The sequence below is a fragment of the Streptomyces sp. NPDC058240 genome (assembly GCF_042882135.1).
Taxonomy (GTDB): Bacteria; Actinomycetota; Actinomycetes; order Streptomycetales; family Streptomycetaceae; genus Streptomyces.
The window spans coordinates 12,094-37,706 of the sequence record NZ_JBHVWT010000012.1; the positions used below are offsets into that span (position 1 = coordinate 12,094).

At 72.8% G+C, this 25,613-nt stretch carries 18 protein-coding genes and 3 pseudogenes; 7 read left to right on the forward strand and 14 right to left on the reverse strand.

Going from position 1 to position 25,613, the window contains the following annotated elements; genetic code table 11:
- Window positions 1–52: 52 nt before the first annotated feature.
- The gene (locus tag ACFVX4_RS20590; protein ID WP_266428444.1) at window positions 53–1,285 is read right to left on the reverse strand and encodes an SAV2148 family HEPN domain-containing protein; all 1,233 of its coding nucleotides are present in this window, start codon (window positions 1,283–1,285) and stop codon (window positions 53–55) included.
- A 406-nt stretch (window positions 1,286–1,691) separates the two neighbouring features.
- Between ACFVX4_RS20590 and glgX the strand changes: the two genes are divergently transcribed.
- Both glgX and treY read left to right on the forward strand, forming a co-directional pair.
- Complete coding sequence (gene glgX, locus ACFVX4_RS20595; RefSeq protein ID WP_389979180.1) at window positions 1,692–3,857, forward strand: glycogen debranching protein GlgX; 2,166 nt, start codon at window positions 1,692–1,694, stop codon at window positions 3,855–3,857.
- 89 nt (window positions 3,858–3,946) lie between these two features.
- On the forward strand, window positions 3,947–6,343 hold the full coding sequence (treY, locus tag ACFVX4_RS20600; RefSeq protein WP_389979183.1) for a malto-oligosyltrehalose synthase: 2,397 nt from the start codon (window positions 3,947–3,949) through the stop codon (window positions 6,341–6,343).
- Here the strand turns inward: treY and ACFVX4_RS20605 are convergent.
- Window positions 6,303–7,433 (reverse strand): cytochrome P450, encoded by a 1,131-nt coding sequence (locus ACFVX4_RS20605; RefSeq protein ID WP_389979186.1) that lies wholly within the window; start codon window positions 7,431–7,433, stop codon window positions 6,303–6,305. The genes treY and ACFVX4_RS20605 overlap by 41 nt on opposite strands.
- A 125-nt stretch (window positions 7,434–7,558) precedes the next feature.
- Window positions 7,559–8,281 (reverse strand): annotated as a pseudogene (locus ACFVX4_RS20610) (LysR family transcriptional regulator substrate-binding protein); the annotation flags it as partial.
- Between ACFVX4_RS20610 and ACFVX4_RS20615 the strand changes: the two are divergent.
- Window positions 8,279–9,489 (forward strand): annotated as a pseudogene (locus ACFVX4_RS20615) (dihydrolipoyl dehydrogenase family protein); the annotation flags it as partial. The pseudogenes ACFVX4_RS20610 and ACFVX4_RS20615 sit on opposite strands and share 3 nt — an antisense overlap.
- 44 nt (window positions 9,490–9,533) lie before the next feature.
- On the opposite strand, the gene ACFVX4_RS20620 reads toward ACFVX4_RS20615, so the two are convergent.
- Window positions 9,534–10,100, reverse strand: coding sequence for a DUF1707 and FHA domain-containing protein (locus ACFVX4_RS20620; RefSeq protein WP_389979189.1), 567 nt, complete (start codon window positions 10,098–10,100; stop codon window positions 9,534–9,536).
- Window positions 10,101–10,320: 220 nt separating this feature from the next.
- Between ACFVX4_RS20620 and ACFVX4_RS20625 the strand changes: the two genes are divergently transcribed.
- Window positions 10,321–11,274, forward strand: a complete 954-nt coding sequence (locus ACFVX4_RS20625; RefSeq protein ID WP_389979191.1) for a GNAT family N-acetyltransferase — start codon at window positions 10,321–10,323, stop codon at window positions 11,272–11,274.
- A gap of 21 nt (window positions 11,275–11,295) precedes the next feature.
- On the opposite strand, the gene ACFVX4_RS20630 is transcribed toward ACFVX4_RS20625, so the two are convergent.
- Window positions 11,296–11,781 (reverse strand): alpha-L-fucosidase, encoded by a 486-nt coding sequence (locus tag ACFVX4_RS20630; protein WP_389979586.1) that lies wholly within the window; start codon window positions 11,779–11,781, stop codon window positions 11,296–11,298.
- The gene (locus ACFVX4_RS20635; RefSeq protein WP_389979194.1) at window positions 11,682–13,205 is read right to left on the reverse strand and encodes a GH1 family beta-glucosidase; all 1,524 of its coding nucleotides are present in this window, start codon (window positions 13,203–13,205) and stop codon (window positions 11,682–11,684) included. The genes ACFVX4_RS20630 and ACFVX4_RS20635 overlap by 100 nt, the downstream gene beginning before the upstream one ends.
- A gap of 169 nt (window positions 13,206–13,374) precedes the next feature.
- Between ACFVX4_RS20635 and treZ the strand changes: the two genes are divergently transcribed.
- Window positions 13,375–15,195, forward strand: a complete 1,821-nt coding sequence (treZ, locus tag ACFVX4_RS20640; protein ID WP_389979197.1) for a malto-oligosyltrehalose trehalohydrolase — start codon at window positions 13,375–13,377, stop codon at window positions 15,193–15,195.
- Between the two features lie 71 nt (window positions 15,196–15,266).
- Here treZ and ACFVX4_RS20645 read toward each other — a convergent pair whose 3' ends face one another.
- The 7 genes and pseudogenes from ACFVX4_RS20645 to ACFVX4_RS20675 form a co-directional block, all read right to left on the reverse strand.
- Complete coding sequence (locus ACFVX4_RS20645; protein WP_389979200.1) at window positions 15,267–16,394, reverse strand: M24 family metallopeptidase; 1,128 nt, start codon at window positions 16,392–16,394, stop codon at window positions 15,267–15,269.
- An 89-nt stretch (window positions 16,395–16,483) separates the two neighbouring features.
- Window positions 16,484–17,134 (reverse strand): annotated as a pseudogene (locus ACFVX4_RS20650) (nucleoside/nucleotide kinase family protein); the annotation flags it as partial.
- A 103-nt stretch (window positions 17,135–17,237) separates the two neighbouring features.
- Window positions 17,238–17,870 carry an isochorismatase family protein gene (locus ACFVX4_RS20655; RefSeq protein WP_389979202.1) on the reverse strand — a complete coding sequence of 211 codons (633 nt, stop codon included), beginning with the start codon at window positions 17,868–17,870 and terminating at the stop codon, window positions 17,238–17,240.
- 314 nt (window positions 17,871–18,184) lie between these two features.
- The gene (locus tag ACFVX4_RS20660; protein ID WP_389979204.1) at window positions 18,185–18,367 is read right to left on the reverse strand and encodes a hypothetical protein; all 183 of its coding nucleotides are present in this window, start codon (window positions 18,365–18,367) and stop codon (window positions 18,185–18,187) included.
- Window positions 18,368–18,561: 194 nt separating this feature from the next.
- Window positions 18,562–18,957 (reverse strand): hypothetical protein, encoded by a 396-nt coding sequence (locus ACFVX4_RS20665; protein ID WP_389979206.1) that lies wholly within the window; start codon window positions 18,955–18,957, stop codon window positions 18,562–18,564.
- Between the two features lie 73 nt (window positions 18,958–19,030).
- The gene (locus ACFVX4_RS20670) at window positions 19,031–19,690 is read right to left on the reverse strand and encodes a LuxR C-terminal-related transcriptional regulator (RefSeq protein ID WP_389979208.1); all 660 of its coding nucleotides are present in this window, start codon (window positions 19,688–19,690) and stop codon (window positions 19,031–19,033) included.
- The gene (locus ACFVX4_RS20675) at window positions 19,678–20,985 is read right to left on the reverse strand and encodes a sensor histidine kinase (protein WP_389979211.1); all 1,308 of its coding nucleotides are present in this window, start codon (window positions 20,983–20,985) and stop codon (window positions 19,678–19,680) included. Before ACFVX4_RS20675 ends, ACFVX4_RS20670 begins: the two co-directional genes overlap by 13 nt.
- Window positions 20,986–21,151: 166 nt before the next feature.
- Between ACFVX4_RS20675 and ACFVX4_RS20680 the strand changes: the two genes are divergently transcribed.
- Window positions 21,152–21,871, forward strand: a complete 720-nt coding sequence (locus tag ACFVX4_RS20680) for an ABC transporter ATP-binding protein (protein ID WP_389979214.1) — start codon at window positions 21,152–21,154, stop codon at window positions 21,869–21,871.
- Window positions 21,868–24,573: an ABC transporter permease gene (locus ACFVX4_RS20685; protein ID WP_389979217.1), complete on the forward strand. Its 2,706-nt coding sequence runs from the start codon at window positions 21,868–21,870 to the stop codon at window positions 24,571–24,573. The genes ACFVX4_RS20680 and ACFVX4_RS20685 overlap by 4 nt, the downstream gene beginning before the upstream one ends.
- A gap of 43 nt (window positions 24,574–24,616) precedes the next feature.
- On the opposite strand, the gene ACFVX4_RS20690 is transcribed toward ACFVX4_RS20685, so the two are convergent.
- Complete coding sequence (locus ACFVX4_RS20690; protein WP_389979220.1) at window positions 24,617–25,549, reverse strand: LysR family transcriptional regulator; 933 nt, start codon at window positions 25,547–25,549, stop codon at window positions 24,617–24,619.
- Window positions 25,550–25,613 lie beyond the last annotated feature (64 nt).

Here is a 25,613-nt window from a genome sequence, read left to right on the forward strand (position 1 = left end):
CCCAGGTGATGACCACCCTCGCATGCACCACTGACAACGCGGTCCCGGCCCCTCAGGAGACGGGCCGGGAGTCCGCCCACACGGACTCGAATTCCTCGCGGTACGTCTCGAACAGCCCGTGCTCGTTGTCCTGCCCCGCCCGGACCACGGCGCGCCCGCCGCCGCGCAGCACCAGCACGGGCGCCTCCATGCCGCGTGCGCGCCGCAGATAGGTCTGGACGACCCCGACCGCGTCCGTCCCGTCGCCGTCCACCAGATAGGCCGTGAAGCGCGGCGTCTCGTCGAACACATGGATCTCGAAGGCGCCCGGATCACGGAGCTTGGAGCGGACCCGGCGCATATGGAGGATGTTCATCTCCACCGACCGGCTCAGCTCGCCCTTCTTCAGACCCAGCTCCCGCTCCCGGCGCTTGACCGCGCTGCTCGCCGGGTTGATGAAGAGCAGCCGGACCCGGCAGCCCGACTCGGCGAGCCGGATGAGCCTGCGGCCGGAGAAGTTCTGCACCAGCAGGTTGAGCCCTATGCCGATCGCGTCGAGCCGGCGCGAACCGCCGAAGAGATCCTCGGCCGGCAGCTGGCGCTGGAGCCGCACCCGGTCGGAGTGGACGGAGACCACGTCCGCGTACCGGTCGCCGACGAGCTCCTCGACGGCGTCGACCGGGAGCCGGTCGGCCGACGGGACCGCGGCGCCGCTGCCCAGGATCTCCAGGAGCCGGGCGGAGGCGCGCTCGGCCTGGGCGAGGACCGCCTCGTTCAGGGCGCGGTTGCGGGAGACCACGTTGCGGGCGACCTCCAGCTCGTCGAGCGCCAGCTCCACCTCGCGCCGGTCGTCGAAGTACGCCTCGAAGCACGGCCAGTGCTGGACCATCAGCTCACGCAGCTGAGGCAGCGTGAGGAAGCTGAGGACGTTGTCGTCGGCGGGGTCCAGCAGATATCCCTTGCGGCGCGAGACCTCGCGCACGGCGACGGCGCGCTGCACCCACTCCTGCCCGGCGGGCCCGGCGGCGGCCACCACCCAGTCCTCGCCGTGGACCGGCTCGTAGATGGGCCGGAGCACCGCGGCGACCACGGCGCGCAGCCGCTGCTCCACGAGATTCAGCCAGATGTAGGCCCGGCCGGCCCGCTGGGCGCGCGTACGCACCTCGCTCCAGGCGTCCGCTCCCCAGTCCAGTTCCGCGCCGATCTCCATGGGCTGCGCAAGTGAAACCGCCCCCGGCGGGACATCGGTGGAGTCCCCCTCGTGACCTGGGTCACCTGGGGGCAGCTCGAAGCCTCCCGAGCTCACCCGCGCACCGCCTTCCACTCCCCCACCAACGATCAAGGAAGGGTACTCCGGGAGCGGGAGCCGGTGCAGCCGGATGCACATGCTGCTTCGTCAACTCCCCTATGGTGCAGGCATGTTCCCGGCGGCAAGATCTGCCGTAGTGAGGGGATTCATAGTGATTAAGCACCCCATCCGGGGCCCTGTACCGGGCGAGGGCCTGGGCCGGGGGTCCCGATCCCGGTTCCGGGCGACACGGAGAGGCCCGATGTTGACCGGACCGCGTGCCGTGCCGGTCGGTCTTAGGTAGCCGCACCTCTTTCGGGGAAGATCTGGCTCCAGGGCCCGTCCGGCGGATCAGGGCCGGACAGGGCCCAGGGCGTGTCCGCAAGCTCCAGGCACCCGGATCAGAAGTGGAAGAGTCGAGCCTATGCAGGTCTGGCCGGGACAGGCGTATCCCCTCGGCGCCACGTACGACGGCGCCGGGACCAACTTCGCGGTCTTCTCGGAGGCCGCCAGACGAATCGAGTTGTGCCTGCTGCACGACGACGGTTCCGAGACGGCGGTGGAGCTCAGGGAGACCGACGCCTTCGTCCGCCATGCCTATCTGCCCGGGGTGATGCCCGGTCAGCGGTACGGATTCAGGGTCCACGGGCCGTACGAACCGGAGCGCGGCGCCCGCTGCAATTCGGCCAAACTGCTGCTCGACCCGTACGCCCGCGCCGTCGCCGGGCAGATCCGTTGGGGCGAGGCGGTGTACGGCTATCCGTTCGGCCGGCCCGACGCGCGCAACGATCTCGATTCGGCGCCGCACACCATGACCTCGGTCGTGGTCAACCCGTACTTCGACTGGGGCGACGACCGGCGGCCCCGTACGGACTACCACCGCACGGTGATCTACGAGGCCCATGTGAAGGGCCTGACGATGCTCCACCCGGGGCTGCCGAAGGAGCTGCGCGGCACCTACGCGGGGCTGGCCCATCCGGAGGTGATCGCCCATCTGACGGAACTGGGCGTCACGGCCATCGAACTGATGCCGGTTCACCAGTTCGTCCAGGACCACCGGCTGTCCGACGCGGGGCTGGCCAATTACTGGGGCTACAACACCATCGGCTTCTTCGCCCCGCACAACGCCTACGCCTCCTGGGGCGACCGCGGCGAGCAGGTGCTGGAGTTCAAGCAGGCCGTACGGGCGCTGCACCAGGCCGGCATCGAGGTGATCCTCGACGTGGTCTACAACCACACCGCGGAGGGCAACCACCTGGGCCCGACGCTCTCCTTCCGGGGCCTGGACAATTCCTCGTACTACCGGCTCGCGGACGACCAGCGGTACTACACGGACACCACGGGGACCGGGAACTCCCTGCTGATGCGGTCGCCGCATGTGCTCCAGCTGATCATGGACTCGCTGCGGTACTGGGTCTCGGACATGCATGTGGACGGCTTCCGCTTCGATCTGGCGGCCACCCTGGCCCGGCAGTTCCACGAGGTGGACCGGCTGTCTTCGTTCTTCGACCTGGTGCAGCAGGACCCGGTGGTCAGCCAGGTGAAGCTGATCGCCGAGCCGTGGGATGTGGGCGAGGGCGGCTACCAGGTGGGGAACTTCCCGCCGCTGTGGACCGAGTGGAACGGCAAGTACCGGGACACCGTGCGGGACCTGTGGCGGGGCGAGCCGCGGACGCTGGCCGAGTTCGCGGGGCGGCTGACCGGGTCGTCGGACCTGTACCAGGACGACGGTCGGCGGCCGCTCGCCTCGATCAACTTCACCACCTGCCACGACGGATTCACGCTGCACGACCTGGTCTCGTACAACGACAAGCACAACGAGGCGAACGGCGAGGGCAACCGGGACGGCGAGAGCCACAACCGGTCCTGGAACTGCGGGGTGGAGGGGGAGACCGACGAGCCGGAGGTCCTCGATCTGCGGACGCGGCAGATGCGGAACTTCATCGCCACGCTGATGCTGTCGCAGGGCGTGCCGATGCTGAGCCACGGCGACGAGTTCGCGCGTACCCAGCAGGGCAACAACAACGCGTACTGCCAGGACAGCGAGTTGTCATGGGTGCACTGGCCGGACCCGGCCGAGGTCCCGGAGGACGAAGCGGACGAGGCCGCACCGGACGGGGCGAACGGTCCGGGCAGCAGTCTGCTGGAGTTCACCCGGGCGATGGTCTGGCTCCGTCGCGACCACCCGGTCTTCCGGCGCCGCCGGTTCTTCCACGGCCGTCCGGTCGAGGGCACGCACGACGAGCTCTCGGACATCGCGTGGTTCACGCCCGAGGGCCGTGAGATGACGCAGCGGGACTGGCAGGCCGCGCACGCCAAGGCACTGACGGTCTTCCTCAACGGACACGCGATCTCGGAACCGGGGCCGCGCGGCGAGCGGATCTCCGACGACTCGTTCCTGCTGATGTTCAACGCGAGCGCCGAGACGCTGGAGTTCTCCGTTCCGGTGAATCACGGCCGGCAGTGGCTGGTGGTGGTCGACACGGCACGCCCGGTCGGAGTCCTGCCCGGCTCGGGGCCGAAGGTGGCGGGAGGCGATCGGGTGACGCTGGTCGGGCGCAGCATGGCGGTGCTCCAGCGGCCCGCGTAGGGCGTGTCCGGCCACCGGGGACACCGCCGGTCGAGCCCTTTGCGGCGTTCCGTGACACAGAAGCCGCCAGGCTGGGTACGAACGTCCGCATGACGCCCACCGCCACCTACCGGCTCCAGCTCCAGCCGGACTTCCCGTTCGCGGCCGCCGGACACGCCGTGCCGTATCTCGCCGCACTCGGCGTCTCCCACCTCCATCTGTCCCCGGTCCTCGAAGCCGTGCCCGGCTCCCGGCACGGCTACGACGTCGTCGACCACGGCCGGGTCCGTGCCGAGCTCGGCGGTGAGGACGGGCTGCGGGAGCTGGCCCGCACGGCGCGTGAGCACGGTCTCGGGCTGATCGTGGACATCGTGCCGAACCACATGGCCGCCGTCCCCCGCCACAACCACGCGCTGTGGGAGGTGCTGCGCGAGGGCCCCGGATCCCCGTACGCCCGCTGGTTCGACATCGACTGGGCGGCGGGCGGCGGCAAGGTGCTGCTGCCGGTGCTCGGCGGACGGATCGGCGAGGAGATCGGCCGGCTGCGGGCGGACGGGGACGTGCTGCGCTACGGCGAACAGGAATTCCCGCTGCGGACCGGCACCGCCGATCTGCCGCTGCCCGAGCTGCTGGATGCCCAGCACTACCGGCTCGGCTGGTGGCGGCTGGCCCGTACCGAGCTGAACTACCGGCGGTTCTTCACGATCTCGGAGCTCATCGGGGTGCGGGTGGAGGACCCCGAGGTCTTCGCCGCCACCCACGGCAAGATCCTCGAACTGGTCCGGGACGGTGTCCTCGACGGGCTGCGCATCGATCACCCCGACGGGCTGGCCGACCCGGCGGCCTACCTGGAACGGCTCGCGGCGGCGGCCGACGGGCGGTGGACGGTGGTGGAGAAGATCCTCACCGGCGGCGAGACGCTGCCTGCGGACTGGGCCGTCGCGGGGACGACCGGGTACGACGCACTGCACCGCGTCGACGGGCTGTTCGTCGACCCGATGGGCGCCGCGGAGCTGGTCGGCCGCTACCGGGAGTTCGCGGGACCCGCCGGTGACCGCGGCGGTTACTGGACGGCGACCGTCCGCCGGGCCGCGTACCGGGTGGTGACGCATGAACTGGCCGCCGAGACCGAGCTGCTGACCCGGCTCGCTGTACGGATCTGCGCCGACGACCCCGCGCTGCGCGATCACGCCCCGTGGACGCTGCACGCCGCCGTGCGCGAACTGCTCGTGCGGGTACCCGTCTACCGCCCGTACGCGACGGCCGGCGGGCCCCGCACACGGACGGCCGACGAGACGCTGCCGGACGCGGTCGTACGGGACGCGAAGGCGATGTTCACCGTGGCGGAGGAGGCGTCGGCCGTCGATGTGGTCCGGGAGCTGGCGCTGGGGCGGCTGGGAGAGGGGCCCGACCGGGCCGCGTTCTGTGCCCGGTTCGCCCAGACCGCTTCCGCGCTGCGCGCCAAGTCCGTCGAGGACACCGCGTTCTACCGGTACGTGCCGCTGATCTCGGCGAACGAGGTGGGCGGCGATCCCGGTCAGCCCGCGGTGACGCCGGAGGAGTTCCATGCGTTCTGTGCCCGGCTGGCCCGCGACTGGCCGGCCACCGGCACGGCGCTGACCACCCATGACACCAAGCGGAGCGCCGATCTGCGGGCCCGGGTCGCGGTGCTGACGGAGTGCCCGGAATCATGGTCCGGACTGCTGACGGAGCTGGAGCGGACGACCCCGGCCACCGCTCCCGACGCTCAGCTCGCCTGGCAGGCCTGGCAGACGGCCGTGGGCTGCGCGAAGCTGCCGGGCGGCGAGATGGCGGGCCGGCTGGAGCCGGCGCTGCTGAAGGCGGTCCGCGAGGCCGGGCTCTTCACCAGCTGGACCGAATCCGATCCGGCGTACGAGCGGGCGGTGACGGACTTCGTCGCGGCCGGGCCGGCCGCCGGCACCGGTCCGGTGCGCGAGACGCTGGAGCGGTTCGCGAACACGCTCGACCCGTACGTGCGGGCCAATGTGCTGGGTGCGGCGCTGGTGCATCTGACGATGCCCGGTGTGCCGGATCTGTACCAGGGCACGGAGCGGGAGTACGTGGCGCTGGTCGACCCGGACAACCGGCGGCCGTTCCGCGAGCCGTCCGGGGACGGGGCCCGCGGCGAGAAGGGCGAGCTCACGGCGGCCGCCCTGCGGCTGCGGCGCGAACGGCCCGAGGTGTTCGGCGAGTCCGGTACGTACGCCCCGCTGGGCGCGCATGGCCCGGCGGCCGCGCACTGTCTGGCGTTCTGCCGCGCCGGCGAGGTGGTCACCGCCGTGACCAGGCTGTCGTTGCGGCTGGCGGAGTCGGGCGGCTGGCACGACACCGAGCTGGCGCTGCCGGACGACGGGCCGTGGACCGATCTGCTGACACCCGGGCGGGAGTTCGCCGGGGGCCCGGTCGCCCTCGCCGAGCTCTTCGCCGGGCGGCCGGTGGCGCTGCTCAGCCGGGCCGGACGAGGAGGGCCCGCGGACCGCGGGTGAGCAGCCCGGTGCCGGCCGGGCGGAATCCGTCCGCCCAGCGAAGCCGGGGCATCGCGTCGAGCAGCGCGCGCAGGCCCTGCCCTGCCTCCAGCCGGCCGAGCAGCACGGCCGGGCAGGACACGGGGCCGGTGAGGGACCGGCCCTGGTCGCGGCGGAAGGGGTCGAAGAGGTCGGGTGCGGCGAACCGTTCCGGATCGCGGCCGGCCGAACCGATCAGACAGGCGACGTCCGCCCCCGCGGGCAGTGTGCCGCCGCTGAGGGTGACCTCGGCGACGGTGCGGCGCAGCACGACCTGGACCGGCGGGTCGCGGCGCAGCGACTCGGTCCAGGCCCGGTCGGCCAGGGCGGGTGCGGTGCGCAGGGCGGCGAGGAGGTCGGGGGCGTCCAGCACATTGGCGAGGAAGGAGGCGAGCGCGGTCTCGCGGAGGCCGGTGTGCCGGGTGCAGGGTGTGGCAGCGGTGGCTGTCGTACCTGTCGCGGCGCGGGACAGCCGGACGGCGTACGGTCGGGCGCTCGCGCCGGGAGCGGCGCCGACGGGCAGCCAACGGCAGAACTCCGCGACGAGGTCGGCCTGTTGGCGGCCCGCGAGCCGGCGCGCCAGCACGTACGCGGTCCGCTCGATCCGCGCGACCATGTGACGTGGTACCGGGCCGGGGTCCGACATGTGACGTGGTACCGGGCCGGGGCCCGGCACGTGACGTGACACTGATTCGGCGTCCGGCATGTGACATGGCATCGCCCCGGGCGCGGTCGTGTGGTGCCGGCGGGGTGCGCAGTGGGGGCTGCCGTGGCAGAGGCCGAGCGGGGCGGGGCCGCCACGGGGCGCGGCGTCGTGCGGGAGGCCGGTGAACCGGGGGTCGGTGAGCGCCGTGGCCACGTCCGCGTACCGGCTGACCAGCCAGGCGCCCAGGGGTGCGTCGTAGCAGAGCGGGTACTCCTCGCGCAGGACACGGTAGAGCCGGTACGGGTCGTGCGCCGCGCCCGGTGCGAGCAGGCTGGGGCCGGTGCTCGGGCGGGGGCCGCGCGCCGGCCTGCCGGCCCGACGGCCGAGGTCCGGTGCGGGTATGCCTTCCGGCGCGTCGGCCTGCATCGGTACCCCCGGGGCATCAGGGCGCCGGTGTGCGGCGCGGCTTCCCACCAGGGGACCATCGGCGGGCGCGTCGCGCAGTCGGCGTACGGCCGTCCGGGTGACGGCGGTTCGCCCGGTCGGGGGTCTCAGTCCGTCGGCGTCCCGGGGCGGAGCGGCCGGGCGGCCCCGAGCAGATCCGTGAACGCGGCGGCGGCCCCCGTGAGCTCGACGCGGGAGAAGACCGCCGGTCGACGCCGCCACGGAGGTTCGACGGCGAGGACCGCGCAGTCCTCACCGACCGCTCCCCGGACCACATGCGCCGGAGCCGTGGTGACTCCGACCCCGGCGGCCGCCATCCGCACCGCCGTCGACGTGTGTTCGGTGCGCAGCACCGTACGGGGTGCGAAGCCCGCCTCTCCGCAGGCCAGGTCCAGGAACGCCCGGCCCTGGACCACGGGTTCCATCGCGCAGCGCACCCAGGGCCGGTCGGCCAGCTCCCGCAGCCGGACCGAGGTGCGTCCGGCGAGCGGGTCGTCGAAGGGGACCACCAGGACGATCTCCTCCTCGCCGACCGGTACGACGGGCCCCGGCCAGTGCGCGGGCGGCGGGCCGACGGCGAGGTCGGCCGTGCCGCGTTCGAGCTGTTCCGCCAGGGCTTCCGGGGTGGCGTACTCGTGGAGGACCAGGCCGACCCCGGGAGGCGCCCGGCGCCAGCGCGCGAAGACCTCCGGGAGGATGCCGACGGCCACCGCGTGCACCGTCGCGATGTGCAGTTCGCCGCCCTCCGCACCCGCCGCCGCCCGCGCCGCCCGCCCCGCCTGGGCGGCGCTGCGTACGGAGCGTTCGGCGTGCGGCAGGAAGGCACGGCCCGGGAACGGTGGGGGTGAAGGCGACGCTGGACTCGGTGGACTGGCCGGCCCTGGTCGCCACCCGGGACGACATCGTGGCGCGCAACCACCGGGGCGTGGTGGACCACCTCGCCCATGCGGCGGTCGAAGTGGTGCACGGGAGCGCCGAGTTGACCGGGCCACGCAGTGCACATGTCACCGGTCACGGGGCAGTCGTCGCGCGCCGCGGCATCGTCCTGGCGACCGGGTCACGACCGCGCATGCTGCCGGGCCTGAAGGCCGACGGGCACCGGGTCGTCACCAGCGACGACGCGTTGTTCGCGCCGGGGCTGCCGCGGTCCGTCCTGGTGCTGGGCGGCGGGGCGATCGGCGTCGAGTACGCCTCGTTCCACCGGTCGATGGGCGCCGACGTGACCCTGGTGGAGGCCGCGGACCGGCTCGTACCGCTGGAGGACGTCGATGTGTCGCGCCATCTGACCCGGGGTCTGAAGAAGCGCGGGATCGATGTGCTCACGGGGGCGCGGCTGGCGGACGCGGACGTGGTGGCCGACGGGGTGCTCGCGGCCGTACACACCTCGCGCGGCGAGACCCGCACCGTGCGGGCCGAACGGCTGCTCGTCGCGGTGGGGCGGGCCCCGGTGACCGAAGGGCTGGGGCTCGCTTCGGCGGGGCTGGCCGCCGACGACCGCGGCCATGTCGCGCCCGCCGACTGGTCGCGTCTCGAAACATCCGTGCCGGGCATCCATGTGGTGGGCGATCTGCTGCCGCCGCCGTCCCTCGGCCTGGCCCACGCATCGTTCGCGGAGGGCCTGCTGGTCGCCGAGACGCTGGCCGGTCTGCCCTCACCGGCGGTGGACTACGCCGCCGTCCCCCGGGTCACGTACTCGTCCCCGCAGACCGCCGCGGTGGGCCTGACCGAGGCGGAGGCCCGTAACGCCGGGCACGACGTCACGGTGGGCACCATGCCGCTGACCGCCGTGGCCAAGGGGATGGTGCACGGGCGGGGCGGCATGGTGAAGATCGTCGCCGAGCGGGGCGGCCGGGTCCTCGGGGTGCATCTCGTCGGTCCGCAGGTCTCCGAGATGATCGCCGAGAGCCGGCTCATCGTCGGGTGGGATGCCGAACCGGCCGACGTGGCCCGTCACATCCACGCCCATCCGACGCTCTCCGAAGCGGTCGGCGAGGCCTTTCTCACCCTCGGCGGACGCGGGCTGCACCAGCGGTCCTGAGCCGGCCCGCTCCCAGTCGGCCGCCGCCCCCGGCCGGGGCGCTCTCAGTCGGGCGGCCCGAGGACGGGCGTGGAGAGCCGGAAGCTCATCCGTCCGAAGCTCACCTGGTCCCCGTCGCGGACCGGGACCGTGCCAATGACCCGCTGGCCGTTGACACAGGTGCCGTTGGTCGAGCCGAGGTCGCGCAGCAGCCAGCAGCCGCTCCGCACGGTGAGCTCCGCGTGGAGCCGGGAGACGGTCTCGTGGTTGAGCCGCAGGCCGTTTCCGGGATCGCGGCCGATCAGCAGGGGGTGCGGGCTCGGGGTGGGGAGCAGGAGCTTCGGGAGCCGTTCGGTCTGCCAGACCCGGCGCACCCGGCCGGGAAATCCGGACATCCCGCCCACCACCCGGAGTATCCGCCGTGACCAGCGGTTCCCGCCCTCCAGGTCGGCGGTGAGCGCGTCCAGTTCCTCGGAACGCCGGGCGGTGAGGGCCAGTTCCATGCGTCGCATGAAGGTGTCGTGGGACAGTCTGCCCTGTGCCGCGCCGTCTCTGAGCACGCCGAGCACACGATCGCGCTGGGCGTCGGACAGCCGCACGGGATACGTGTGGGACTCGAAGGAGGACGTCACACGACCAATTGTCGGTCCGACCGCCCCGGAGTGTCCAGAACGGGCCCGTGTCCCGCCCTTCGACCTGCGCAAAACACCCCGCGAACGCCCTCGTGGACAGCCCTGCGGAACCCTGCCGTGGATATCACCGCGCACGGCCGTGGCGACGTTGCTACTGTCTCCCGCCGCAGGCCGCCCGGAATTCACCGGATGGCACTTCCGCGCATCCCGAGGAGCTCGTGTGACCCTTGCACCACAGGAACTGACCATCCGTCCGCTCGCCGGCCCGCACGAGCTCGGGCTCTTCCGCCGACTGTCGTACACCCTCGATCACGAGCTCGCCGACGACCTGGAGAGCGGGCGCCGTCGCCCCGAGTGGATGTGGGTGGCGACGCGCGGCGAGGACGTGGTGGCACGGATCGCGTGGTGGAGCCGGACCGGAGAGGCGCCGTTGCTCCTGGACTTCTTCGACCTGGACGACACCCTGCCCGAGCCCGAACGCGGCGAGGCGGGCCTGAAGCTGCTGGAGACGGCGACGGCGGCGGTCGTGCCCGCCGGCGCCCCGCGGCCCGAGTACGGACGTTTCGTACCGGCCGACTGGCGCGAGGACCCGGCGGCCCGCGATGCCGTCGAGGCCCGGATCCGGGTCATGGAACGCTCCGGTGCGCGGATGCTGGTCGAGCGGCTCCGTCTGGAGTGGCGTGCCGGTACGCCGGTCCCCGCCGACAGCGGCCGGCTCCGGTTCCGCCCGGTCGGCGACCGTGAGGATCTCCTCGCGCTGATGACCCCGGTGATGGAGGGCACCCTCGACGCCCACGGGCAGGCCGACCTGGCGTCCGGGCTCGGTGCCCGCGAGGCCGCCGAGAAGCACTACGACGAGGAGCTGGCCGGGTACGGGACACCGCGCGAGTGGTGGCGCGTCGCCGAGCTCCCGGACGGTGAACCGGTCGGGTTCGTGATCCCGGCACGCAACGACTACAACCCGATCATCGCCTACATCGGTGTGCTGCCCGCCCGGCGCGGCCACGGCTACATCGACGACATCCTCGCCGAGGGCACCAGGGTCCTGGCCGCGCAGGACGGCGTGGAACGGATCCGGGCCGCCACCGACCTCGGCAACGTACCGATGGCCGAGTCCTTCGCACGCCTCGGGTATGTGAACTTCGAGCGCTCCTTCGACATGGTCTGGGACTGATCCGGCCCACCGGCAGGGCGGTTACGCCGACCGCTCCCCCGCGAGTCCGGGGGCGAGTTCCGCCAGCCATTCCAGGCGGAGTTGCTGCTCGGCGGGGATCGTCGCGTCCTCGCCGCGCGGCCCCACGTTGAGCAGCAAATTGCCGCCCCCGGCCGCCGTCTCCCGTACCAGCGTTTCCAGCGCCTCGCGGCCGAGGTACGCCAACAGCCGGTCGTTGACGACGCCGTGCGGAACGGCGAAGCGGTAGTACTCGATGAGCCGCTGCACATCGGCGCGTGAGCCGGGCCAGGCGATGTCGTTCCAGAGGATGTCGGGGCGGTACCGCCGGATCAGTTCGCGCATCTGGGTGCCCGCGTACGCGGGGTAGCTGCCGCGCGGCACGGCCGAGACGGTGTCCGCGCCGGTTCCTATGGGGCGGTCGTCGAAGGTCCGGTCGAGTCCGCCGGAGCAGTGGACCCCGAAGCGCAGCCCCTCGGCCCGTACGGCTTCGGCGAATTCACCGACGATGTCACGTGTGGTGTGCCAGCGCGCGCGGTGCGGGTTGGCGACGCCGGAGACCCTCCGTCAGGTCGGTGTCCCGGACCGCCCGCCTTCTGTGTGCGGATCAGGTCGCGATACCAGGCGTAGGAGTCCTTGGGCGTCCGGCGCAGTGTTTCGTAGTCGATGTGGACCAGGCCGAAGCGCTTGCTGGCACCCTCGGTCCATTCGACGTTGTCGGTGAGCGACCAGGTGAAGTAGCCGCGTACGTCGACACCCGCGTCGATGGCCGTACGCAGGGCCCGCAGGTGTCCTTCGAGGTACGCGATCCGGCGGGTGTCCTGGGCGGGCTCGTCGACGGCGCAGCCGTTCTCGGTGATGTAGAGCGGCGGGAGCCGGTCGCCGAAGCGGTTGTGGAGCTGGACGAGGGTCTCGCGCAGGCCGTCGGGGACGACGGGCCAGCCGAAGTCGGTCTTCTCGTAACCCTCTATCTCGCGGATGCCGAAGGGGAGTTCGGCGGGCATCCGGAAGCCGGAGAAGGTCTCCTGGGCGTCGGCGTCGGGGGCGCCGACGAGGGTGGGGTTGTAGTAGTTGACCCCGTACCAGTCGAGCGGGGTGGAGATGGTCGACAGGTCGTCCTCGACCGGGCCCGGCATCAGCGCGGCGAAGTTCTCGTCGGGGTAGCGGCCGGTGAGGACCGGGTCGGCGAACAGCCAGTTGGTGATCGTGTCGTACAGCTCCGCGCCCAGGCGGTCCTCGGCGCGGTCCCCGGCGGTCCAGACGGGGGTGTGCGAGACGGCGATGCCGATGTTGTCCGCGCCCGCACCGCGCAGCGCGCGCACGGCCAGGCCGTGGGCGAGGAGCTGGTGGTGGGCGGCGGGCAGGGCGTCGAAGAGGAGGGCGCGGCCGGGCGCGTGCTCGCCGAGGGCGTAGCCGAGCATCGTGACTTCGGCCGGTTCGTTGATGGTGATCCACATCGGTACGCGGTCGGCGAGGCGCTCGGCGACGATGCCCGCGTACTCGGCGAAACGGTAGGCGGTGTCCCGGTTGAGCCAGCCGCCCTCCTCGTCCAGCGGCAGCGGGGTGTCCCAGTGGTAGAGGGTGGGGGCCGGGGTGATGCCGTGGGCGCAGAGTTCGTCGACGAGGCGGTCGTAGAAGTCGAGCCCCTGCGGGTTGACCGGTCCGCTGCCGCCGGGCACCACGCGCGGCCAGCTGACGGAGAACCGGAAGGCGTCGGCGCCGAGGCCGGCCAGCAGGGCGACGTCCTCGCGGTAGTGCTGGTGGAAGCCGGTTCCGCGGGTGGTGTCGGTGCCGTCCTTGATCCGTCCGGGCTGCGCGGCGAAGGCGTCCCAGCCGGAGGGGCCCTTGCCGTCGGTGTCGGCCGCCCCCTCGGTCTGGAAGGCGGACGCGGAGGCTCCCCAGAGGAAACCGGGCGGGAACGACGGCACAGTCATCTCGGCCTCCACAGCCGTAAGAGGGAGTGCGTATTGAGCGGAACCTGGCGGGGCAATGATCAGAACCAGACCTTAATCGCCAGTAACGGGCTCGATCCAGTGTCGTGGGCCGGTGATCGCGGCTGTTGCCGACGATGGGGCACGGGGGCGAGGAGACGAGGAGCGTTGCATGCTGTTCGAGGTATGGGCACCGGATGCGGACTCGGTCGGGCTGCGGCTGTCGGGGGAGCTGCGGGCGATGGGACGCGATCCCGGGCGGGACGGCTGGTGGACGGCCGAGGCGGAAGCGTCGGACGGGGACCGCTACGGCTTCGTCCTGGGCGGGGACGGGAGTGGGAGCGGCGGGGACGAGGGCGGGGAGGGCAACGACGGGGACGGGGTTGGCCCGCGGGTACTCCCCGATCCGCGTTCGCGCCGTCAGCCGGACGGGCCGGACGGCGAGAGCGCCGTCGTCGACCACTCGTTGTTCGAATGGCGCGGCGACTGGGCGGGCCGGGGGCTTCCGGGCGCCGTCCTGTACGAGTTGCACATCGGTACGTACACCGACGAGGGCACCTTCGACGCCGCGACCGCCCGGCTGGAGCACCTCGCCGAGCTCGGCGTCACCCATGTGTCGCTGATGCCGGTCTGCCCGTTCCCCGGCACCCACGGATGGGGGTACGAGGGGGTGTCGCTCTGGGCCGTGCACGAGCCGTACGGCGGACCGGAGGGGCTCAAGCGCTTTGTCGACACGGCGCACGGTCTCGGGCTCGCGGTCCTCCTGGACGTGGTCCACAATCACCTCGGTCCGTCCGGCAATCACCTCCCGGCCTTCGGCCCGTACTTCACCGCGACCCATCACACGCCGTGGGGCGCGGCGGTGAATCTCGACGCCCCCGGTTCGGACGAGGTGCGGGCGTTCCTGCTGGGCAGCGCGCTCGCCTGGCTGCGGGACTACCGGCTCGACGGGCTGCGGCTCGACGCGGTCCACGCCCTGGCCGACGGCCGGGCGCTGACGTTCCTGGAGGAGCTGTCCACGGCGACCGACGCGCTCGCGGCCGAACTGGGCCGGCCGCTCCCGCTGATCGCCGAGTCCGACCTCTGCGATCCGCGGACCACGACCCCGCGCGAATCGGGCGGCCTCGGCCTGCACGCGCAGTGGAACGACGACTTCCACCACGCCCTGCACACCGCGCTCACCGGGGAGTCCCAGGGTTACTACGCGGACTTCGCCGCGGCTCCGCTGGCCGCCGTCGCCAAGACCGTGACGAGCGCGTTCTTCCACAACGGCACGTACTCCGACTTCCGGGGCCGTACCCACGGCCGCCCCGTCGACATCGCCCGCACGCCCGCCCAGCGCTTCGTCGGCTACGCCCAGACCCACGACCAGATCGGCAACCGGGCCCTGGGCGACCGGCTCTCCGCCACGCTCTCCCCCGGCCTGCTGGCCTGCGCCGCGGCTCTCGTCCTGACCGGGCCCTTCACGCCGATGCTGTTCATGGGCGAGGAGTGGGGCGCGCGCACCCCCTGGCAGTTCTTCACCGACCACACCGATCCGGCGCTCGCCGAGGCGGTGCGCAACGGCCGGCGGCGGGAGTTCGCGGCGCACGGCTGGGCGGCGGACGACATTCCGGACCCGCAGGACCCGGCCACCCGCAACCGTTCCTGTCTGGACTGGAGCGAGCCGTCGCAGGAGCCGCACGCCCGCCTGCACGCCTGGTACCGCGAGCTGATCGCACTGCGCCACGCCCTGCCCGACCTCCGCGACCCGGACCTGGCGTCGGTGCGCACCGCCCACGACGAACAGGCCCGCTGGCTGGCGTACCGCAGGGGCGATCTGCGGATCGCGGTCAACCTCGGCGAGAAGCCGGCCACGATCCCGCTGGGCGGCGGCCGGCGCCGGGGCGGCGGGGACCGGGTGGTGGCGGCGTGGGAGCCGGTGGATGCCCCGGGCGGCGACGGGCTGCTGCACCTGCCGCCGGAGTCGTGCGTGGTGCTGACCGACGGCTGAGAGCCTGTCGGGTGACCTCCGACCGGCTCTGAGGGGCGCGGCGGGGCCGGTCCGCCGCGCCCCTCGTCCGGCTATTCGACGATCGCCAGCTCGCGCGCGGTGGTGTTGAGGCGTCGGCCGCCGTCCTCGGTCACGGTCACGATGTCCTCGATCCGCACACCGAACCGGCCCGGCAGATAGATGCCCGGCTCCACCGAGAAGCACATCCCGGGCACCAGCGGCTGCTCCTCGCCCTCGATCATGTACGGCGGTTCGTGGGTGGTGACACCGATGCCGTGGCCGGTGCGGTGGATGAAGCGTTCGCCGTAGCCGAACTCGGTGATGACCGCGCGGGCCGCACGGTCGATCTCCTGACAGCCGACGCCCGGCCGGACCGCGTTGCAGCCCGCCTCCTGCGCCTCCCGCACGATGTCGTGGACCCGCTGCTCCTCGGCGGTGGGTTCGCCGACGTGGACCGTACGGGAGGTGTCCGAGCCGTAGCCGTGCTTGAGGCCGCCGAAGTCGAGCACGACCATGTCGCCCCGCTCGATGGTGCGGTCACCGGCCTCGTGGTGCGGATTGGCACCGTTGGGGCCGGAGCCGACGACCGTGAAATCGACCTGGGAGTGCCCGAACCGCTTGAGCAGCTCGGCCAGTTCGGCGGCGATGTCGGTCTCCTTGCGGCCGGAGAAGCGCACCTTGAGGATCTCGCCGTACGTGGCGTCGGCGGCGGCTCCGGCGGCCGCGAGCCGCTCCAGCTCATGGGCGTCCTTCACCGCGCGCAGCATCGGCAGGGCCTCGGTGAGGGAGACGTACGAGGTGCCCGGCAGTGTGCGTTGCAGCCCGAGCAGATGCATCGCCCAGGCGTTGTCGCTGATCCCGAACCGGCCCGCGCCGTCGAGCAGCGGGGCGGTGACGGCGTAGGGGTCCTTGCCGTCGGTCCAGTCCCGGAGGGTGAGGGCCGGGGCGCCGACGGCCTTCTCGGCGTCCGGGGCCTCCAGCGTCGGGACGACGAGGACCGGGTCCTGACCGGCCGTGAGGACGAGGACGGTGAGGCGTTCGGTGTTCACGGGCTGGTAGCCGGTGAGGTAGACGAGATCGGGTCCGGGCGCGACCAGGACGCCCGCGAGTCCGGCCTCGGCGGCGGTGTCGGCCGCACGCCTCATGCGGGCCCGGTAGTCGTCGGCGGTGAACGGTACGGGCTGGTTCTGGCTGGACATGCGGGACCTCCTGGCGACGCGACACGGCACACAGCATCCTGCCCGTCCGGGCCGGTCGACGCGAGCGGGGCTCCGGTTTCCGGATCCGGACGTACGACGAGGTCGGCGCCGTCCCGGCCACGCTCGACCAGGCGCGCGTTGGCCTCGTCGGACCGCATCACCCAGCGCTCGGCGTACGGCCGCGGCTTCCCGAACCGCACATGCCGCTCGACGAGCCGCCGTACCCGCAGGGCCGGATCGGTGTCCAGGAACCACACCTCGTCGAGCAGCCCGCGGACGGGGGCCCAGGGGCCTTCGTCGTGCAGCAGGTAATTGCCCTCCGTGATGACCAGCGGAATGTCCGGGGGTACGGGGACGGCCCCGGCGATCGGCTCCTCCAGGGCGCGGTCGAAGGCGGGGGCGTACACGATGGTTCCCGCTTCCGGTGTGCGCAGGCGTCCGAGCAGGGCCGCGTATCCGGCGGCGTCGAAGGTGTCGGGGGCGCCCTTGCGCGCGGCGCGGCCGAGCCGTTCGAGTTCGGCCTGGGCCAGGTGGAAGCCGTCCATGGGGACGAGGACGGCGAGGCCGTCGAGTGCGTCGACGAGCCGGGCCGCCAGGGTGGACTTGCCGGCCCCGGGCGGCCCTGCGATGCCGAGGATGCGACGGTGACCGGGGACGGCGAGGCGGCGGGCGCGGGCCGTAGTCCCGGCGGGATCGCTGTCGACGGTGGGATCGCTGGTGGTGGGGCCACTCGTGTCCATGCGGGGCATTGTCCCGCCGCGTCGTGCCCGGCCGGGCGGCCCGTCGGGTCTCCGGACGACCGGAACCACGGAGGTATCCGCCCGATCGTCGGCGCCACGGTGGTCAGACCTCCCCCAGCAGCAGGTCGGTGGTGGTGACGGCGGCGCATGTGCCGGCCGCCCAGCGCAGCGCCATCTCGTGGTCCTCGCGCGAGAAGTCGGCCACGGCGTCGGCGACCAGGAAGGTCTGGATGTCGTGCGTCCAAGCGTCGCAGGCGCTCATCAGGACCCCGATGTGTGCGTACACGCCCACGACGATCAGCTGATCGCGGCCGAGGTCCCGCATCTGTCCGAGCAGACGGGTCCGGGCGAAGGCGCTGTACTTCCGCTTGGTGAGCAGCGTGTCACCGACCTGTGGTTCCAGCGGTGCCGGAATCGCCTGCGCGTGCGCGTCGTAGGGGAGACCCGGGCCCCAGAAGTCCTGTTGCAGTCCGCGCTGCGCGCGCGACTGGCCGCCGGGCAGCGCGGAGTAGACGACGGGAATACCGGCCCGGCGCGCCTGTGTGGTCAACCGCTCGACGTTCACGAGGAGTTCGGTGAGCGGCGAGGCGTCATCGGTGAAGGCGCCGAGGAAGTGGTTCTGCAGATCGTGCACCAGCAGCAGGGCGCGTTCCGGGTCCGGGACCCACGGGACACGGTTCGTGGGCAGTTCGTCCGCGGTGGGCATGGGGTACGGGGCGATGGCGGGGAGTGCCATGGTGGGCGGCCTTTCAGTGGTACCGGTGTGAGGTGGGCACTTCGGGACGGTGCAGGAAGAACGCTTCGGGGCGGTGCTGCGGGGCGCGGAGGCGACGGCGCGGAGATCACTTCTGTTGACCTGCCGATTCCGGTCTGCGGGAAGGTATCGACGAACTCGACGCAATCGGGGACCTCGCAGTCGGCCGGGCCGCGTTCACGCACGAATTCCTTGACGGGGGCCGGTTTCGGCGGCTCGGCGCCGGCGCGCAGGATGACGTGGGCCCAGGTCCGTTCGCCGAGGTACGTGTCGGTTCGGGCCCGGGTCGGCGTCGGTCAGCTCCGCGACAGGTGCGGGTCGAGCGCGAGGCCGGTGGGCGAGGAGCCCTCGGCATGGACCCGCCGCACCTCCTTGAGGGCGCGGGTGTCGAGGACGACGATGTCGCCGACGGCGACCGGTGCCGCACAGAGCACAAGTGCGGGACGCCGTCGGACGGTTTCCCTGCTGTTGTCTCGCATGTCCACTCCCTGAACGCATACAGAGGCAAGCCGAATGCGACCTCGACCCACTCACCTCTTAGGCAAGGCTAACCTAAGTTGATATTCAGAGTCCATGGCTGAGCCCGCCTCCGGCCGTACGTTGCCGGAGGCGGGCGCAACAGCGATCGGACGGGATCCGGTCCGGGGTCCCTACGGCTCCCCGGCCCCACGGATCACTCCGGCTCTCCCCGGACCAGTCTGATCCGCTTCGCGAACTCGCGGAAACCACCCGGGGAGCGGCGCATCACGTCGCGGTACTCGCATGCCTCGAAGTCCAGGGAATCGAGGTCGACTTCACGAGAAACGGGATCGACCGAGCGAGGGCACAGGAAGGAGAAGAGCCACACATGGGCGTACGCGTCGCGTTCCGGCAGCGCGTCCCAGTCGCTTCCGCACGCATCGGCCGGCGTGTTGACGCAGAAGGCCAGGGCGCGGTGCTCGCTCCCGTTCCACTCCTCGCGGAGCCAGCTCTGGAAGTTGGCCTTCGCTCTCTCGACATCCTGTGCGCTGTGCTCGCCCCTGAGAATCCTTCTCACGATCACGGCCTGCGGCTCAGGCATGCTCACCATGACGCCCATGGTCTCGGCGTTCCGCGGGACAAGAGGGCCTGTCGGCACCGGCCCTCCCCACCGCCGCTCCGCGTCAGCGCGCCCCCTTGCCCTCCAGGTACGCCAGCACCGCCAGCACCCGTCGGTGCACCGTGCCGTCGTCGGGTTCCAGGCCGAGCTTGGCGAAGATCGAGCCGATGTGCTTGCTCACCGCCCGTTCCGTCACGACGAGTTCGGCGGCGATGGTGCCGTTCGCCTTGCCCTGTGCCATCAGTTCCAGCACCTCGCGTTCGCGCGGGGTGAGGCTCTGCAGCGGTTCGGCCGACGACTTGCGGGTCAGCAGCTGGGTCACGACCTCGGGGTCCAGCGCCGTGCCGCCGCCCGCCACCCGGTCCAGTGCCTGGAGGAACTGGTCGACCCGGCCGATCCGGTCCTTCAGGAGGTAGCCGATGCCCTGGGCGCCCTGGGCGAGCAGCTCGGTGGCGTACGTCTCCTCCACATACTGCGAGAGCACCAGGATCGGCAGCTCGGGCAGCTCCGCACGGGCGGCGAGCGCGGCACGCAGCCCCTCGTCGCGGAAGGTGGGCGGGAGCCGCACGTCGAGCACGGCGGCGTCCGGGCGGTGTTCCAGCAGGGCGGGCAGCACCTCGGGCCCGGTCGACGCGGCAGCCACCACCTCGTGGCCCGAGCTGGTGAGCAGCAGGATCAGCCCCTCCCGCAACAGCGCGTTGTCCTCGGCGATCACGATCCGCACGGCAGCTCCACTTCGATGTCCGTCGGCCCCCCGATGGGGCTGCTGATACGGGTGGTGCCGTCCAGGGCGGCGATCCGCCGCCTGATGCCGACCAGCCCGCTGCCGGACCCACCCCGGTCCGTGGCCTGCGTGGGCCGGGGGCTCGGGCGATCGCCGCCGGTGGAGAGCATCTCCGAGGTTCCGTACCGTTCGCCCGCGCCGCCGTGCCCATTGTCGCTGATGGCCACCCGCAGGGTGCCGGGGGTGCGTTCGATGCGCACGGTGGCGGCTGTCGCACCGCTGTGTTTGCTGATGTTGGTGAGGGCCTCGGCGATGACGAAGTAGGCGGCGGCCTCGATCGCGGCCGGAAGCCGCCGGCCGTCCTCGACGCCGTCCAGCTCCGCGGTGACGGGCACGCCCGCATCGGCGGCCAACGCCCTTACCGCGCCTGCCAGTCCGCGGTCCGTCAGCACCGGCGGATGGATGCCGCGCACCACGTGCCGCAGTTCGGCGAGAGCAGCCTCCGCGCCGTCCTGCGCCTCGTCCAGGCGGATGCGCGCGGCGCCCGGGTCGTTGTCGAGGAGTTGTCTGGCGAGGCCGATGCGCAAGGACAGGGCGACGATCCTGGCCTGGGCGCCGTCGTGCAGATCGCGTTCGATGCGCCGCAGTTCGGCTCCGTGCGCCTCGACCGCACCGGCCCGGCTCTCGGTCAGCTGGGCGATCCGTTCGGCGAGCGCGGTCGACGGCGACGAGGTGAGCAGCGACCGCGTCCATCCGGCCGACAGGTCCGCGAGTACGCCGTGCCAGCGCAGCACCCACCCCTGCCGCTCGGGCAACGGGGTGCCGTACTCGTCGGCGGCTCGCCGGTCCAGCACATGCACGACCGGCAGCGCGACCCCGTCCACCAGGAGTCCGACCGGCCACAGCACCATGGCGAGGTAGCCGAGGGCATTGCCCATGAGTGCCTGGAGGGGCAGCCAGAGCGCGTCGCGCCAGACCGTCGGATCGGCGAGCACCCGCCGGACCCGTTCGGAGAGTTCGCCGCTGTCCAGTGGCGGATACGGCGTCGGTGCGAACGGGATGCCCAGGCGCGCCGCGGCCCTGCGTCGCTCGGACTCCGCGAACCGGCGCAGCACCTTGGCGGCCTCCGGCAGCGCGGGCAGCCCGATGAGCACAGCGGCGAACAGTAGGACCGCCACCACCAGGAACGCGCTCACATAGGCGAGCAGCGCGACCGCGATGCCGATGGCCAGATAGCGCGAGGCGTCCCACGAACGCCGGATGGCGGCCGTCAGCGGGGCGGGAGTGGTGCTCATGACGCAGAACGTTACGGGGGTTCGTCCGTCGTCGGAGTGGGGCCCTCCCCCGGGCCGGGGTGGAGCTGGCTGCACCCCCGTTCCGGGATCGCACACCCTCGCCCGGCCGGTCTCCGGTTCGTAGCGTTTACCCAGGTCAGAAGGTACGTGGCGGGGCAGAGAAGGAATGGTGGAGTCAACGGTGGACACGATCACGGCGGTGCGGGCGTCCGCGCTGAGGTTGGAGTCGGTGAGCCGGCGCCACGGCCGGCGCGGCCGGGAGACGACCGCGCTCGACGCGGTCAGTTGCGTGGTCCCTGCCGGGAGCTTCACCGCGGTGGTGGGCCCCTCGGGTTCGGGGAAGAGCACGTTCCTGCAGTGTGCCGCGGGTCTGGACCGTCCGACGTCGGGCACGGTACGGATCGGGACCACCGATCTCGGTGCGCTCTCGGAGGCCGCGCTGACCCGGTTGCGGCGGGACCGGATCGGCTTCGTCTTCCAGTCGCACGCCCTCAATCTGGTGCCTTCGCTGAGCATCGAGGAGAACGTCGTGCTGCCGCTGGTGCTGGCGGGCGCCGACCCGGCGGACGAGCGGGTGCTGACCCGCGGGCGGGACCTGCTGGCCCGGGTCGGCCTGGCGGACCGCGGCGCGCAGGGTCCCGCGACGCTCTCCGGCGGGCAGCAGCAACGGGTGGCCGTGGCAAGGGCGTTGGTGACCGAACCCGAGGTCATCTTCGCGGACGAGCCGACGGCTTCCCTGGACCCGGAGTCGGCGGCCCTGGTGCTCGGTCTGCTGCGGGACGCGGTACGGATCGACGGCCGTACGGTCGTCATGGTCACCCATGATCCGGTGGCGGCGAGCTGGGCGGACACCGTGCTGACGATGGACGGCGGCCGGCTGCGATGAACAGGAACAAGGGAAGCAGGACCAAGGAGAGCAGGAGCGAGGGGAGCAGGAGCGAGGGGAGCAGGAGCGAAGGGAGCAGGAGCGAAGGGGCGGCGCGGCCCCGGCCTGATGTGCGGACCGGTGTCCGACGGGCGTCGGCGTTTCTCGCCCGGCGTTCACTGAAGGCCCATCGCCGGGCCTGGGGCGCGGTGTTCGCGGCGACGACGGCGGCGGCCGCGCTGATCGGCGCCTTCGCCCTCGTCGTCGGTTCGCTGCTGCTGGCGCAGCCGCCGGTGGAACGTTACGCGGGGGCCGACGCGGTGGTGGCGGCCGACCAGAAGGTGACGTACACGGCGAAACCGTGGGGCAGCGAGCCGAAGACCGCGACGACGTATCTGCCGGAGCGGGTACGGCTCGACCGCTCCGTGGTGGCGAAGGCCGCCGCCGCGCACGGCGTCGCGAAGGCCGTCGCGGACGATTCGGTACCGGTGACCGTGGGCGGCGAGGGCGGCGCGGCTTCGGGCCTCGGCCGTTCCTGGGCGGCCGCCGCGCTCACCCCGTACCGGCTGACGGACGGACACGCGCCCAGGTCCGCCGCCGAGGTGGTCATCGACAGCGCGCTGGCGGCGGCCACCCGGAGCGGGACCGGTGACCATGTGACATTGCAGGTCGACGGGGCTCCCCAGCCGTACACCGTCAGCGGTGTCGTAGGCACCGGTCACCGGGGCGGCTCCCCCGCCGTCTTCCTCACCGAGCGGCACCTCACCGCCCTGGCCGGGCACCCCGGCACGGTGGACGCGGTCGGCATCGTCGCCGAGCCGGGGGTCTCCGCCGACGCGCTGCGGGCCTCGCTGGAGGAGGCGTTGCCCGACCGCGCCCGTGGCGACCGCGAGGTCCGGGTGCTCACCGGCCCGGAGCGCGGGCAGGCCGAGTACCCGGACGCGCTCGGCGCCCGCGGCGAACTGCTGCCGCTGCTCGCCTCCATCACGGGAACGGTCTTCATGGTGGCGCTCCTGGTGATCGCCACCACCCTCTCCCAGGCGGTCCACCAGCGCTCCGGTGAACTGGCGCTGCTGCGTGCCGTCGGGGCGACGCCCCGGCAGCTCAGGTCGGCCGTCGGCCGCGAGGTGAGCCGGGTGGCCGGTGCCGCGGCGGTGCTGGGCGGGGTCGGTGCCGTACCTCTGGGGCTGCTGATGCGGTCGCTCCTGACGACGGACCCGCTGCCACTGCCGGTGCCGGTGTGGCTGCCGTTCGCCGCGGCAGCCACGGCGGCGTCGCTCGTCGCGCTCGCCGCCCGTCCGGTGTCGGTCCTCGCGGCCAGGTCCATCACCGGGCTGCGGCCCGCCGCGGCGCTGGGCGCGGCCCGTGCGCCCGAGCCGAGCGAGCCGGGACGGGTGCGTACGGTCGCCGGGACGGTACTGGCCATGGCGGGCGTCAGCGCGGCCGGTGCGGCGACGGCGCAGGGCGGGCAGGCCGCCGCGGTGGCCGCGTCGGGTGCGGCGACATCGCTGATCATCGCCGTGGCGCTGCTCGGTCCGTGGATCGCCCGGGTGGCGATGAGGGTCCTCGGCACGCCGGTACGACGCGTCGGCGGGGTCTCCGGCTTCCTCGCCGCCAAGTCCGCCGCCGCGCACAATCGGCGCCTCGGTGCGGCGATCACCCCGATCGTGCTGGTCGTCGCGTTCGTCTGCGTACAGCTGGCGGCGGGCTCGACGCTGGAGCGGGCCGCCGACCGGCAGGCCGGTGCCGCGCTCCGGGCCGACCTGGTGGTGACGGGCCCGGCCGCCGGACTGCCGGCCGGTGCGGCTCGGGCCGTGCGCGGGGCACCGGGGGTGGCGGCGGCGACCGGTGTGCTGCGCTCCGGTGTCGTCCTCGCGCATCGTGAGATGGGTGATCCGAAGCTGGACCGGCTCCCGGTGCTGGGGGTGACGGCGGACCAGCTGTCCGGCACGCTCGATCCGCGGGTCACCGCGGGCGATCCGGCGGACCTCACCGGCCGGGGCACGGTGGCGGTCGGCGAGGACCGGGCCGCCGATCTCGGTGTCGGCATCGGCGACCCGGTGGAGCTCCGTCTCGGCGACGGCACCGAGGTGCGGCTCCGTGTGGTGGCGCTCTACGAACGGGCGCTGGGGCTCGGTGAGTTCATGCTGCCGCGCGAGGCACTGGCCGGGCACGTCTCGGCCCTTCGCGACCAGCGGATCCTGATCCGTTCGACGGACGGCACGGCGGCCTCCGCCGCCGCCACCGCCGCTTCGGTACGGCGTGCGCTCGCCCCGTACACGGGTGTGCGGGTCCGGCCCGCGACGGCCGACGACGTACGGATCGCACCGTCGTCGTCGGACCAGGACAACGCGATGGTCATCATCGGTGTCGGGGTGATCGGTGGCTTCGCGCTGCTCGCGGTGATCAGCACACTGTCCCTGATCACGGTGGGCCGCCGCCCCGAGTTCCGTCTGCTGCGGTTGGTCGGTGCGGGCCGCCGTCAGGTGCGGCGGATGCTGGTGCTGGAGACGGGACTGGTGGCGGTGGCCGGGCTCGCGATCGGCACGCTGGTCGCGGCGGTCCCGCTGATGGCGTTCGCGGTGTCGACGACCGGTTCGGTGCCGTATCTGCCACCGGCGCAGTACGGGGTGCTCGCCCTGGCCGTGATCGTCGCGGCGGGTGCGGGAACGCTGTGGCCGGGGTCGTCCGGTGGCCGGTTCGTCCTCGGGCGCCGCAGGTGAGGACGCCTCCCGTGGTCCCGTCCGGCAGCCGCGGGCCGGCGCGTCACGGCGCTGCGGGCAGGGGCAGCGCCCCCTCCCGTACCGCCGCCGCGGCCAGTGCGTCGAGCACCGGGGCGATCAGCGGATGCCCCTCCGCCCCCTGCCGCACCGCGGCGAAGACCCGGCGGGTCGGCGCGCTGCCCTCCACCGGCCGCACCACCACGCCCGTCAGCTCCATCCCCAGCAGCGCCGACCGCGGCACCAGCGCCACCCCGGCCCCCGCCCCGGCCAGCGCGACCACCGCGCGGAAGTCGTCCGAGGAGTGCTCCAGCCTCGGCTGGAAACCGGCGAACTCGCAGGACAGGACCACCACGTCGTGGCAGGGGTTGCCGGGGTAGGGGCCGATCCACGTGTCCTTCTCCAGGTCGGCGATGGCCACCTGTGTCCGGCCGGCCAGCCGGTGCCCGACCGGCAGCACCGCGTCGAAGGGCTCGGAGTACAGCGGCACCCGGGTCAGCCGGCGGTCGTCCTCGCCCGGGGCGCCCCGGTACTCGACGGCGACGGCCACGTCGACCTGCCGGTCGAGCACCATCGGCACACTCGCGTCGCCCTCGGCGTCCTGGACCCGGACCCGGATGCCGGGCGCGGTGCGCGTCAGTTCGGCGATGGCGGGGGCGAGGACCAGGCCGATACAGGTGGCGAACGCGGCGACGGTGACCGTACCCGCGTCCCCCGCGCTGTAGGCGGCGAGCTCCGCCTCGGCCCGTTCCAGCTGGGCCAGCACCGCGTTGGTGTGGGTCAGCAGGATCTCCCCGGCGGGGGTGAGCCGGGCGCCGCGCGCGCCCCGTTCGACGAGCCGGTGTCCGGTCTCCTGCTCCAGCGCGGCGAGCTGCTGGGAGACCGCGGAGGGGGTGAGGTACAGCGCGGCGGCTGCGGCCGTCACCGTGCGGTGGTCGGCCACCGCACGGAGGATCCGCAACCGCCGTGAATCGATCATGTGACCCATTGTCCCAGGTCACGGAGGGAACCCCGCCGCCGGGCGGGGCTCCCGGGTGAAGCCC